8 protein-coding genes are annotated in these 13,493 nt (G+C 42.9%); 5 read left to right on the top strand and 3 right to left on the bottom strand.

Going from position 1 to position 13,493, the window contains the following annotated elements:
- Positions 1-373 precede the first annotated feature (373 nt).
- The 3 genes from NPUN_RS10200 (at position 374) to ftsH4 (ending at position 4,209) form a co-directional block, all read left to right on the top strand.
- A complete protein-coding gene (locus NPUN_RS10200) occupies positions 374-1,396 on the top strand; it encodes a tRNA-dihydrouridine synthase family protein (protein WP_012408662.1) in 1,023 nt (340 codons plus the stop codon).
- 666 nt (positions 1,397-2,062) lie between these two features.
- On the top strand, positions 2,063-2,248 hold the full coding sequence (locus NPUN_RS10195; protein ID WP_012408660.1) for a DUF2949 domain-containing protein: 186 nt from the start codon (positions 2,063-2,065) through the stop codon (positions 2,246-2,248).
- Positions 2,249-2,343: 95 nt separating this feature from the next.
- Entirely contained in the window at positions 2,344-4,209 is a 1,866-nt protein-coding gene (ftsH4, locus tag NPUN_RS10190; RefSeq protein WP_012408659.1) for an ATP-dependent zinc metalloprotease FtsH, read from the top strand.
- Positions 4,210-4,390: 181 nt separating this feature from the next.
- On the opposite strand, the gene NPUN_RS10185 is transcribed toward ftsH4, so the two are convergent.
- The 3 genes from NPUN_RS10185 to NPUN_RS10175 form a co-directional block, all read right to left on the bottom strand.
- On the bottom strand, positions 4,391-5,590 hold the full coding sequence (locus NPUN_RS10185) for an MFS transporter (protein WP_012408658.1): 1,200 nt from the start codon (positions 5,588-5,590) through the stop codon (positions 4,391-4,393).
- Positions 5,591-5,933: 343 nt separating this feature from the next.
- A complete protein-coding gene (gene moeB / locus NPUN_RS10180; RefSeq protein ID WP_012408657.1) occupies positions 5,934-7,106 on the bottom strand; it encodes a molybdopterin-synthase adenylyltransferase MoeB in 1,173 nt (390 codons plus the stop codon).
- Between the two features lie 142 nt (positions 7,107-7,248).
- Entirely contained in the window at positions 7,249-7,707 is a 459-nt protein-coding gene (locus NPUN_RS10175) for a M67 family metallopeptidase (RefSeq protein ID WP_012408656.1), read from the bottom strand.
- 781 nt (positions 7,708-8,488) lie between these two features.
- On the opposite strand from NPUN_RS10175, the gene NPUN_RS10170 reads away from it, so the two are divergent.
- Both NPUN_RS10170 and NPUN_RS10165 read left to right on the top strand, forming a co-directional pair.
- Complete coding sequence (locus tag NPUN_RS10170) at positions 8,489-10,612, top strand: beta strand repeat-containing protein (RefSeq protein WP_012408655.1); 2,124 nt, start codon at positions 8,489-8,491, stop codon at positions 10,610-10,612.
- An 890-nt stretch (positions 10,613-11,502) separates the two neighbouring features.
- On the top strand, positions 11,503-13,476 hold the full coding sequence (locus NPUN_RS10165) for a transglycosylase domain-containing protein (RefSeq protein WP_012408654.1): 1,974 nt from the start codon (positions 11,503-11,505) through the stop codon (positions 13,474-13,476).
- Positions 13,477-13,493 lie beyond the last annotated feature (17 nt).

The following is a 13,493-nucleotide window of genomic DNA, read 5'->3' as shown; positions in this document are numbered from 1 at the left end:
TTGCACAGATGCGGTAATCATAAGTGATTGACCGGACTTGATATTAATTGGCTGTAGAGACGTATATCTATGCGTCCCTACTGGTTTTAACCTTAATTTGACATAGATAACAGATGTGTAACTCTTACAAGTTTTATCTAGCATAGGCGTAGCCCGCACTTCTCTACAAGACGCTGCACGAACGATATACTTCTCTACGAGAAGCTGCGCCCTAAGCGTAGTTATGCCGTAGGCTTTACGACTGCGCTCAGTACAAGAAGCTCAGTGACCATCGTAGATATCGCATCTACACCTACAGCAAAACTGACGAAGGTTACAACTTTTAGTAAGCATTTTTTGATAGAGTGATGCTTTGTCAAACGCTCTCATATTCATGTCGTCCCAGGTATCGCTCCCCCAATCGCTCCATCCATACCTACCCCTCACCGCTCTTGCGCCTATGCAGGATGTGACAAACCTCTGGTTTATGAAGGTCATTGCCCACTACGGCAGCCCTGACTACTTCTTCACCGAGTATTTCCGCGTCAATGATACCTCACGGCTCAATCGTAACATTCTGGCAGCAATCACCGAAAACGACACGGGTCGCCCCGTTTTTGCTCAAATGATTGGCGAAAGCATTCCAGACTTAGTAAGAACAGCAATTGATCTCTGTCGCTATAATATCGCTGGAGTTGATTTGAACATGGGCTGTCCAGCACCTAGAATCTATCGCAAAAATGTTGGGGGTGGGTTGTTGCTCTCACCAGAAAAAGTAGATCGGATTTTAGCAGAATTGCGGCAGGCAGTGAACGATCGCCCTTTGACTGTCAAGATGCGCGTAGGCTTTGAAAATACAGATAACTTTTACAAAATTCTAGATATAATCAATCGCCACAACATTGATTTGTTGAGTTTGCATGGTCGCACAGTGAAAGATATGTACCACGGGGCAGTGAGATATGATTTGATTGCTGAAGCGGTTAGACGAGTTGATTGTCCAGTACTTGCCAATGGCAATATCAACTCTGCAAAAACTGCTATTGAAGTGCTTTCTCAAACGGGCGCGGCTGGTGTGATGGTAGGGCGCTGGGCGATTGGCAATCCTTGGATTTTTAATCAAATTCGGCAAGCTTTGCGCTTCGAGCCGATCGCACCCGTTCCTTTAGTAGAAGTACGCAACTATATCGATCGTTTATGGCAGACACCCACAGCAGCAACTATGCCAGAGCGATCGCGTGTAGGCTATCTGAAAATGTTCCTCAACTACATTGCCCTGAGTGTTGACACTGAAGGTCATTTCCTGCGGCTGATGCGACAGACGCAGACCGAGATAGAATTGTTTAACCTCTGCGATCGCGTTCTTCTTGACGATCTGACGAAAACTTTAGCCCTAGCACCCTCCTTGAGCGTATAAATAACTATGGCAACTATTTGGAATAGGCGTTTTTAATTGTATGCAACTATTAATTTCTCTTCAGTAGACAAAAGTAGATGCAATACTTATTGGGTTTTGGGGAAAACAAGAAAAAACCTTTAACCCAAACCCAGTACCTTTTTCCCCAAACCCGATTCCGAATTAAAAATGCACAAAGCAGGAAGTATTGACATAACGCAAAGATATGGAAGAGGACACGGAGGATTTCTCTTCTCTTCTCACAATCTCTGCGTCTTCTTTAAAGGTGTTCTGTTCATTAGATATCTTGCAAAAGTAACTTTTGCAAGATGTCGGGGAAAGGTTAAAGGGTGAAGGTAAAGGGGAAATTTCATTCCTTTCCCCTTTACTCCTTCCCCCACAAATGCCAAGAAGTCTATTAAATTTTCCCATTTCCATTGGTATTAAGCCTTTGAGTACGGTAAACCGTATTTGCTTGTTAGTTCCCAAAGATTAATTAAATTGTTAAGTTTAGTTACATAAATAAAAAATGCTGCGACATTGCTAAACAGGAGAAATTATGAAAATAGGTAGTATCCTTAAGGATCTAAGACAAATTGAACAACTTTGCGATGCAACCTGGACATTGCATCACACAAGTCAAACTCTCTCAGAAATAAAACTTATTTAACATTATTTAACATTGCGATGAAAGCTACAGATCAATTGGTGCATTTTTTAAAAGAAGAGTTGGGTATTTCGGGTGGAGCAATTTCTCTTGCTTTGCGACATTGTGAGCAGACCCCCAACTTCCTGGCTATGACCCTCTGGCAGTATGGACTGGTAACGCTAGACCAGTTAGCCCAAATTTTTGATTGGTTGGAAACAGTATAAGCTAGCTGCTTGAATTATTTAGACTGGAAATATCTAATTTTTCCATAAAGTTACATTCTCAATAGTTTTCATTCTAAGGATTGGTAACAACATCTATGGCAATTAAAGAACAACCTAAATCACCTCGTTTTCGGATCGTTGCTAATATATTACTGGCTGTATCAGGGCTATTCCTGCTCTTAAATTTATTTTTGCCTGGTTTATTTGCTTCTGGCCCTACTGGTGTTCCTTACAGCCTATTTATTCATCAAGTACAAGAAGGGGAAGTCAACCGCGTTTCTGTTGGTCAAAACCAGATTCTCTACGAACTAAAAACAGAAAATGGCGAGCCGGGTCCGGTGTTTGCAACTACACCAATCTTTGATTTAGAGTTACCCAAACTGCTAGAAGAAAAGGGAGTTGAATTCGCTGCTACACCTCCACCCAAAAATACTTGGTTTACAACCCTCTTAAGTTGGGTGATTCCACCACTGATTTTTATTGGGATTTGGCAGTTCTTTCTCGCCCGTGGTGGCGGCGGTGGTCCTCAAGGTGCGCTTTCTATTGGTAAGAGCAAAGCTAAGGTTTATGTTGAAGGCGAATCAGCTAAAATCACCTTTGCAGATGTGGCTGGGGTAGAAGAAGCAAAAACTGAGTTAGTGGAAATTGTGGATTTCCTCAAAACTCCGGCACGCTTTACGCAAATTGGCGCAAGAATTCCTAAAGGTGTGTTGTTAGTTGGCCCTCCGGGTACTGGGAAGACACTTTTAGCGAAAGCCGTAGCAGGAGAAGCTGGAGTTCCATTCTTCAGTATCTCTGGTTCCGAGTTTGTGGAATTGTTCGTCGGCGTGGGTTCTTCCAGAGTGCGGGATTTGTTTGAGCAGGCGAAGAAACAGGCTCCTTGTATTATATTCATTGATGAATTAGATGCGATCGGTAAGTCTCGTAGCAGTAACGGCTTCTACGGTGGTAACGATGAGCGAGAACAGACCCTCAACCAGTTACTAACGGAGATGGACGGGTTTGCGGCTGGTGATGCAACGGTGATTGTCCTAGCAGCTACCAACCGCCCCGAAAGCCTTGATTCTGCATTGCTGCGTCCAGGTCGCTTTGACCGCCAAGTGTTGGTAGACCGTCCTGATTTATCTGGTCGGGAAGCAATTCTCAAGATTCACGCTCAAAAGGTAAAATTAGGAAATGATGTAGATTTAAAAGCGATCGCTACTCGTACCCCTGGTTTTGCTGGTGCAGATTTGGCAAACTTGGTAAATGAAGCGGCATTATTGGCAGCTCGCAATCTGCGTGAAAGTGTTGCTCAAGAAGACTTCGCTGAAGCAATTGAGCGAGTAGTCGCCGGCTTAGAGAAAAAGAGTCGCGTGATGAACGAGACTGAGAAAAAGATTGTTGCATACCATGAAGTTGGTCATGCAATGGTCGGGGCGCTAACCACAGGAAACGGACGCGTAGAAAAGATTTCGATTATTCCTCGTGGGATGGCTGCTTTGGGCTACACTCTGCAATTACCAACTGAAGACAGATTTTTGATGAATGAAGATGAATTGCGGGGTCAAATTGCAACTTTATTAGGTGGACGTTCCGCCGAAGAGATTGTGTTTAACAGTATTACAACAGGTGCTTCCAACGATTTGCAACGAGCAACTGACTTGGCAGAACGGATGGTAACATCTTATGGTATGAGCAAAGTCTTAGGGCCATTAGCTTACCAACAAGGACAACAATCGATGTTTTTGGGTAATGGTGGGGCTAATCCCCGACGGGCGGTGAGTGAAGACACATCCAAAGCCATTGATAGCGAAGTCAAGGAAATCGTGGAAACAGCCCACGAACAAGCCCTAGAGATTCTCAGACAGAATCGAGACTTGCTAGAAGCGATCGCTACTCAACTGTTAGAAACAGAAGTCATTGAAGGCGAAAAACTGCACGATTTGTTGAGTCAGGTTAAACCTGTAACTCATTCATAATTTCTCCGGCGAGAAGCAAGCTACGTAATTTGTAATCAAGAAAGTCAGGTTTTAAACCCAGAGAGACGCAAAGTTATCCTTTGCGTCCCTACCTTGTGGGAAGGCGTACCACTTCCCTACGGGACGCTACGCGAACGTGGAAGCAAGCTACGCGTAGCGTCTCGTAGAGAACGCATATTCGTTAAACCTCTGCGTTTCTCTGCCTTTCAGAAATGCCACTTACCGCAATACAAACACCAGCTAGGAAAAATGCCAATGCACCCCCAGCTGCACCAACAAAAGGTGTTATTGCTTGTAACTTGGGAAAGATCGCACCAAACAAACTCATCGCTAAAGCAAACCCACCAAAATACATCCCAATTCCTAATCCCGCCCATCGCTGAGGTACTAGTCCTAAAGCAAAAGGAATTGCCCCATTGACAATTAAACTAAAGCTAACAACAATTACTACAATTATCGGAATTTGTGCGCCCACAGATATCATTATCAATAACGAGGGAACGATCGCACAGATCCCACAAAGCATTGCTTGACGATTACCAATTTTGACGGCGAAGATTCCTGCTGGTATGCTGGCAATTGCGATCGCTAATCCAATCCACACCATTTGCACATCAACATTATCAGTATTCAGTTGGGCCTTTAGTACTTTACCCAAAACATCAAAGAGAAATCTAATACCCCACGCTACACCAAAACCAGTTCCTAAAATCAAAGCCAATTTTTGTAACGGCAACTTTACAACTTCTATTTGGTGTCTATCCACAGGTGCTTCTGGAGGATTGACTAATCGCAACACAGCGGCCGCCCCTAGCATGACGAAAGAACCGATCGCAAAGGTATAAACTGGCCCTAAGCTCAGGATAAACTTATAGCTTATCGGTCTAAAAGCCCCAATTACACCACCTGCCAAAGTTACAACACTGACTGCTAAAGGTAACTGGGCTGGTGTAGAATACATCCCCAAGAGGCACATCGCTGGAGAACGAAATATTGTCATTGCTAATGCCCAGGCTACCAATGCTATAGGCAAGAGCGATCGCATCACGGTAGTAGGTGGGATCAAACTCACAACGCATGGTATGGCAATAAACAAAGCCGATGCCAAAATCATACCTACTGAGATGAAGGGAAACCGAGTCCCTACCCAGCGTCTAGCTTGGTCTGAAAGTCCACCCATCAATGGTTCTAGCACCGCACCAAAGGCATTTTCGACTAGCACCAAAGCAACTGCCAGTGAAGCGGGAAAGCCAAACTGAGTCAAAAGTTGTGGCAAATATATATTATAAATTAACCAGGTGAGAGTAATTGCTCCCTGCACTACTGCTAACACCCAAACTTGCACCCATAAAATATTGAGATGAGGTTTCGAGGTAGTCAAGTCGCTTCGCTCCAATTAAAAATTAAAAATTATTAATTAAAAATTCCAAGATGCTCTCTACGAGACGCTGCGGGTAGTTTGCTTCTCTATTCGCGCAGCGTACCGTAGGGAAGGAGTACGTCGACTCGCTAACACTGCGTCATATATTATTGTTGGCTCTGTACCAAAATTAATTAAAAATTATTCTTTTTCTTAATTTTTCACTTTTAATTTTTAATTCCACAAAGGTCATCAGGAGATGAGGGAATGGGAGACTTAAACCGCAAACTCGCTCCAATCGTGGTATGAAACAGAGCGGAGGCGTAGCAGTATTTCTCCTGCCTCCTGCCTCCTGCCTCTCTTGTTAATACTCTGGAACCGAAGGATCGACTTCTCGACTCCAAGCGGTAATTCCGCCTTTGACATTTGTCCCGACAATCCCGGCTTCCTTGAGGATGGCGAGGGCTTTTGCCGATCGCCCGCCCATCTTACAATGAGCGATTAAGCGGTGCCCGTTCAATATTTCCTTGACCTTCGCAACGCCATTGCCATTTTCAATGTCTGGTAAGGGCACTAACACCGAACCAGGAATCTTGGCAATTTCGTACTCATTAGGGTTGCGGACATCTAGCAGTACAAAATCCTTTGCACCGCTATCTAGTAATTCCTTCAAATCCTTAACAGTCATTTCTTGACTTTCCAACTGCTGTTTTGCCTCCTCTGCCTTAGCTTGCGGAATCCCGCAGAATTCTTCGTAGTCTACTAGTTTTTCAATCACTGGGCGAATCGGGTTAGGACGCAGTTTCAACTCCCGAAATTTCATATCTAAGGCATTATATAGCAGCAATCGTCCACTTAGAGTATTACCTTGTCCCAGAATGATTTTGACAGTTTCGGTTGCTTGGATTAAACCAATAATTCCTGGCAAAATACCGAGTACGCCACCTTCTGCACAAGAGGGAACCATTCCTGGTGGTGGTGGTTCTGGGAAAAGGTCACGATAATTTGGCCCACCTTGGTAGTTAAATACAGTAGCTTGCCCTTCAAAGCGTAAAATTGAACCGTAGACGTTGGGTTTATTCAGCAATACGCAGGCATCGTTTACTAGATATCTAGTGGGGAAGTTATCAGTACCATCTACGACGATATCGTAAGGCTGAAGGATTTCCAGAGCATTTTCGGAAGTCAGGCGAGTTTCGTATAAATCAACCTGACAATAGGGGTTAATCTCGTGAATGCGGTTTTTTGCCGATTCAATCTTGGGTTTACCCACCCAAGATGTCCCGTGGATGACTTGGCGTTGCAGATTGGAAGTATCGACAATATCGAAATCGACAATCCCGATGCGTCCAATACCCGCCGCTGCCAGATATAAAAGTAGTGGTGAACCTAGTCCACCTGTACCAATACAGAGTACATTGGCGGCTTTCAGGCGCTTCTGTCCTTCTAGTCCTACTTCCGGTAAAATCAGGTGTCGGGAGTAGCGTTCGTAATCGTCTTTGGTCAACTGGATTTCGTCCAGATTGGGATTGAGCATAGCAGTTATGATCTGGGAGAGCGGAATATTAATCCTATCGAAAAACTGTATCTCTTATGGAGATAGAAAGTGGGGAAGATGAATTTTCTATCCGTGGTGGCGGCTAAAACCGCTACGAGTGACTGTCTTTGAACTAAGCCAGTTATTTTATATTTTCAATTGTTTCTGCTTGGAACTGATGACGATCGTCAAGGCTCCAGCTTTGAAGTTCTCCAGCTTTACCGTTTTGGACGGTAACTATTATATACGAGTATCCTTGCCAAGCATATAAGCGATCGCATTCTGAAGGAATAGCAGGATGATCTGGGTGGGAATGAAAAATGCCGATGATGTTCAGTAAGCGATTACGTGCTTCCTTTTGGGTTTTTAGCATAACTTCGGGTGCGATCGCATATTGTCGTCTTTTACTTTCTGCTGTGCGTTTCTCTGAAAACTCAGCACCCGCTTCTGTATTCCAGGCATTTTCTGTTGGCATGACTTCAACTACAATTTTGTCCTCAGCAGCCATATAGCCTAAAATTATACCGCAACACTCCTCTGGATAGGTGCTTTCGGCATGGGCGCGGATAGTTTGCAAGTGTTCTGGGCTAAGTCGGATCATCTCTGCGTTTATAACTTTTTAATTGCTAGCTAGGGATTCTTGTTTGAATACAATACCTCACTAGTTACTGGTTTTGTTTTGAAGATAGCGATCGTTATCTTCAAAATATGTATTTTTTTATCCATCCTTCGGGATATTGGTGCTGCTTTGTAGATATTCTTGGACTATCAAAATATAAAGAATACACAAAGCACAGTACTCAACATATACATTTATCAACAAATAATGTGAAGACTATGCAAAGATAAATTTCTATATATAGACATTTAAGTAAATATTCGGTATCTAGTTATTATCGGGTTATTTAGATGTTCATTATTTTTAAGCTAGACACCTAAGAGCGATGCCTACGGCGGCAAGCTACGCGCACAACGAAGGCATAAAAATTCCTTTTCTTATGCCCTGTCAAGTATTAACTGTTTTCAAGCAAGTAAGATTTATTCATTGACAAACCAACCAAATTATTAAATGTGAGTTTAAGGCACTCAAACTTGGATTTTACGACACTTTTTCGGCGTTTATCACTTAATCAAGGATGATTGAGAAAAGCCTAAAACGACGGATTTTATTGTATGCACAGGCTCATAAATTTATACAGTGCCATTCGGCGTAGATAGTCCAAGAAATTTTATATGTACTACTTGTAAGGCAATCAAAGGGGAGATTTTCGGGAAAAATTCGTAACCCTCAACCTTCGACTAATTTTTGTGCCATCAAAAAGCACTCACAGCAATTTGAGAACTCAATTTACTCCAAAAATCGATTCAGGTAGGAAAAAGTTATGGCAAATATCAATGGAACCAACGGAAATGATACCTTACTGGGTACTGACAACGCCGACAGAATTAAGGGCCTTGCAGGTAACGATACCATCACCGCGAAACAGGGCGATGATACCCTAACTGGTGGCGGCGGCAAGGATATATTCGTTTACAACTTAGGCTACTTAAATAACACTGATACAATTACCGATTTCGGTGGCGTAGGTAAAGGAACAAACCCAACAGCAGCAATCATTGCCGAAGTGGACACCCTAAAATTTCAAGGTGCTGCCTTTATTGCTCAAAATCTGCTGCTCACCCAGAATGGTATCAATCTGGAAATCACCTTTGAAGGGGACTTTAATGATAGCAAAGTCATCCTGCAAAACTTTGCCTTAGAAAACCTGGATAACCTGAGCAAATCGACAGGAGCCACTGTAGACTTGGGCAATATCCTTTTTGATGGGCAAACTAGCGTTAGTGACAGCTTTGATGTCTTCAATGCCAACTCTACTCAAAGCACTGTCTTCAGAAAAAACACAGTTACCTTCCTTAATGACCTGAACAACAATGTCAACGGTTTTGACAATTCGGATGATGTCATTAATGGTCAGGGGGGTGATGACAAAATCGAAGGATTAAGTGGCAATGACTTACTGCGGGGTGGTGCTGGCAATAACACCCTCATCGGTGGTACTGGTGACGATACATTGAAGGCTGACTATTCATCAGGCGATAATCTATTCTCTGGTGACGATGGCAATGATTTTCTCTCTCTCTCTGGTGGCTTCGATTACACTTACAATATCATTCGTGCCTTAGGCAATAACACCCTCAACGGTGGCGCTGGTAACGATATATTGAATGCCAACTATTCATCAGGTGATAACCTACTCTCTGGAGGTGATGGCAATGATTCTCTCTCCGTCTCTGGCGACCAGTACAACTTTATCGTTGGTGGCTTAGGCAATAACACCCTCAACGGTGGTGCTGGTAACGATACATTGAATGCTGACTATTCAACAGGTAATAACCTACTCTCTGGGGACGATGGCAATGATTTTCTCTCCGTCTCTGGCTTCGCTTACTACAGTATTGTTGGTGCCTCAGGCAATAACACCCTCAACGGTGGTGCTGGTGATGATTTCTTAGTCGCTGGCTATTCAACAGGCAATAACTTACTCGATGGTGGTCTTGGTAACGATACTTTGAGTGTTGGCGCTTCAGAAGGCGATAACCTACTTTCGGCGGGAGATGGTAATGATTATCTCTTCGCCAATAGTAATATCACTAGACACGGCAGCGACAGATCCTTAGGCAATAACACCCTTGATGGGGGCGCTGGTGACGATACCTTGAATGCTAACGGTTCAAAAGGCGATAACCTACTTTCTGGAGGTGATGGCAATGATTATCTCTTAGCCTCTGGCAACAATGACTATAACTATGGATTAAATCGCACATTAGGCAATAACACCCTCAATGGAGGCGCTGGTAACGATACCTTAAATGTTTACCTATCAACAGGTAATAACCTTCTAAATGGAGGCAATGGTAATGATTCTCTCTCCGGCTTTAGCTTAGACGACTACTTGAATCAACTTGAACTTTTGGGCAATATTGTCACATCAGGGAATAATACCCTCAATGGTGGTGCTGGTGACGATACATTAAATGTTGACTATTCATCAGGGAACAACCTCCTGAATGGAGGCGATGACAATGATTATCTCTCTGCCTTTAGCGGGTTAGGTAAGAACACCCTTAACGGTGGAAATGGCAATGATAACCTTATTGGAGGCAAGGGTAACGATCAGCTTTATGGAGGAGCTGGTACTGATACCTTTACCTTCAATAGTTCCAATGAAGGTGTTGATACTATTTATGACTTCAACGCCACTAATGAACTAATTCGGGTATCGGCTGCTGGTTTTGGTGGCGGCTTATCAATTGGTGTGCTTCAGAAAAGTCAATTTAGAATCGGAGAATCTGCAACCACTAGTACTCAACGATTTATTTATAACTCGACTACAGGTGCATTTTTGTTTGACCAAGATGGTAATGCAGGTACTTTTACTCCAGTACAATTTGCACAAATATCTACTGGCTTGTCATTAACCACAAACAATTTTTCGGTTGTTTAATCGTAATTAGGTTTCCATCACTAAGCGACAAGAAACTCGCATATTGCCGTTTTTTATTTTCTGCTGTGTATTCGCCTGAAAACTCAGCAGCCGTTTCTGTATTCTAGACATTTTGGGATTAAAAGACACCTATTTTTTGATCGCAATCTGCAAAGGTGGATCGTCACCCAACACTTCTGCAAAAAGTCAAAGCCCGGATTCTGCCCTGAATTCGCCGCAACGCGTGAGTTTCTGCATAGGTTCTGGTCGTACATTTGACCTTGCTACAATCGCCTGATGCGACCATTTTTCATGATTTGGCACGGACGCGATGGAACCTTCTCTACGAGACGCTCCGCAAACACGATAAACCGAGTTTTTAGCCTTTAACGTTCGCGAGAATCGTTTGGGTGATTGCTAGTGAAATAACCAATGTGTTAATTCATCCCTTTGACTCTATCTTTTCTAACTTTTGTTAGAGGGTTATATTTTCAGAACGATCACAATAAGTAGTTATTACTATAAGTAGTTATATTTTCTTGTCAGGAGATCGTATAAAAGCTTAACATTTGGTGCGGTCGCACTAATTCTCTGAAATACCTGTGTTGCAGTTTTTCCATAGAATCTCAAGCTGCACCTAGAAACCACAACTTATTGCAAAACAACATTTTAAGTGTCAGTACTTGGGTATTAGCTCGACAAGAGTGTGAGCGAAATTATGCAGGATACCACGCTAATTGTATAGCTACTGCGGTCTTGTAAAGCTAAGTGGTGTAGTCGGCCTTTTAACTTAAAACTTAGCAACCCATCACGGGCTAAACGCCCCGCTATCGCTAACGAAACTTAGCATTCTTCATGCATTTCGTTAAATAAATTGTCATTGTATCTATAACTGAGGAAATGAAATTGCCGTGTCTTCGCCAGAAATTTTTGAACAAGAACAAGCAGGAATTCAGACTTCACCTAGTTACGAGTTTTGGAGGCAAGTAGGTCTCGTCACTGGTGGTACTCTTTTATCAATTAATATGTTGGTAATTTCTATTATGGCTGGAGGACTACTTGGTTTAGTCATTAGTTTCCGTAATTTGCCACAGCTTAGACAAATACGGAACTTCTTACCAGCAGAAACAACTTATATATACGACATCAAAGGCAAGCATTTAGCAAGTATACATGGAGAAGCCAACAGAAAAATTGTACCCTTAGATAAAATTTCCCCAAATTTAAAACGAGCAGTCTTAGCCGGTGAAGATAATTATTTCTATAACCACCCCGGTATTGATCCAGGAGGTATTGGACGTGCTGCTTTAGTTAACTGGACATCAGGTACTGTGAAGGAGGGTGGTTCTACCATCACTATGCAGTTAGTGAAAAATCTCTTTTTATCTCGCAAACGTGCTTTAACTCGCAAAATAGCAGAAGCTGTCTTAGCAATTCGCTTAGAGCAAATTTTCACTAAAGACCAGATTTTAGAAATGTACCTCAATCAAGTTTATTGGGGTCATAATAACTATGGTGTGGAAACAGCAGCACAGACATACTTTAATAAATCGGCAGAGAATTTGACTTTGGGTGAGTCAGCAATGATGGCGGCTGTAATCCAGGCTCCAGAACAATTTAGCCCTTTTGTGAACAAGAATTTGGCTATACAAAAACAAAGGCAAGTACTCGGACGAATGCTGGAATTAAAATGGATTACCAAGCAAGAATATGATGATGCGCTCCAGCAAGAAATTAAACTTGGTAAAATTAAGTCATTTGAAGCTAGTATCTTTCCTGATGTCACCAATCCTGTAGCACAGGAACTAATTAAAAAGTTTGGGCGTGATGCAACTCTTAAAGGTGGAATGCGAGTGCAAACCACAGTAGCCAGTGACTTGCAAATCATGGCAGAAGAAACTATCAAAAAGTGGCATAAAACTCTTGAAGGTCAAGGATTAAACAACAATCAAATGGCTTTAGTCGCAATTGACCCACGTACCCACTATATCAAAGCACTGGTGGGTGGTGTAGACTCGAAAAAGAGCGAATTTAACCGCGCAACTCAGGCTCAACGGCAACCTGGCTCTGCTTTTAAGCCGTTTGTTTACTATACTGCCTTTGCTAGTGGTAAGTTTACACCAAGTACAACGGTGCTTGATTCTCCTGTAAGCTACCCTGATGTGATGAATGGCTCGTACTCTCCACGCAACTACGATAATACCTTTAGGGGTGCAATGCCAATTCGTACTGCTTTAGCACTGTCTCGTAACGTTCCTGCGGTTAAGATTGGCAAAGCTGTTGGAATAAATAAAATCATCGCCACTTGCCGTACCTTGGGAATCATGAGTCCGATGGAACCTGTAACTTCTTTGCCACTGGGTGCAATTGCTGTTACACCACTGGAATTGGCCAGCGCTTATGCGACTTTCGCTAATTACGGCTGGCGCTCACCTCCAACACTTATTGCTCGCGTTACTGATAGTAGTGGCAATGTTTTACTGGATAATACTCCTAAGCCTCAGTTAGTTCTTGACCCTTGGGCATCAGCCACGATTATAGACGTGATGCAATCGGTAGTTAAAGAAGGAACTGGTAAAGGAGCTGCTCTAGACCGCCCTGTTGCTGGCAAAACAGGGACAACTTCTTCAGAGAAGGATATTTGGTTTATTGGTACAGTGCCACAGCTAACAACTGCTATTTGGGTAGGCAGAGATGACAACAAACAATTAGCTCATGGTGCAACAGGAGGAGGAATGGTTACTCCTGTCTGGCGCGATTTTATGAACAAGGCGCTTAAAAATGTACCCATAGAAAACTTCAAACCCCCTTCTAAGTTTACTCGCCCTCAGCCCACTAAAAATATCATGAATACTAAAAAACTTTCTAGTAGTGTACCAAGGTAACTTTGCTAAGTAAAACC

It is taken from the genome of Nostoc punctiforme PCC 73102 (assembly GCF_000020025.1).
Classification (GTDB): Bacteria; Cyanobacteriota; Cyanobacteriia; order Cyanobacteriales; family Nostocaceae; genus Nostoc; species Nostoc punctiforme.
Note: the sequence above shows the minus strand (reverse complement) of the source record. Positions and strands in the feature narration are given on the sequence as shown.

Coding starts and splice junctions, on each gene's coding strand:
- NPUN_RS10200 (WP_012408662.1), top strand. CDS start 374: ATGTCGTCCCAGGTATCGCTCCCCCAATCGCTCCATCCATACCTACCC.
- NPUN_RS10195 (WP_012408660.1), top strand. CDS start 2,063: ATGAAAGCTACAGATCAATTGGTGCATTTTTTAAAAGAAGAGTTGGGT.
- ftsH4 (WP_012408659.1), top strand. CDS start 2,344: ATGGCAATTAAAGAACAACCTAAATCACCTCGTTTTCGGATCGTTGCT.
- moeB (WP_012408657.1), bottom strand. CDS start 7,106: ATGCTCAATCCCAATCTGGACGAAATCCAGTTGACCAAAGACGATTAC.
- NPUN_RS10175 (WP_012408656.1), bottom strand. CDS start 7,707: ATGATCCGACTTAGCCCAGAACACTTGCAAACTATCCGCGCCCATGCC.
- NPUN_RS10170 (WP_012408655.1), top strand. CDS start 8,489: ATGGCAAATATCAATGGAACCAACGGAAATGATACCTTACTGGGTACT.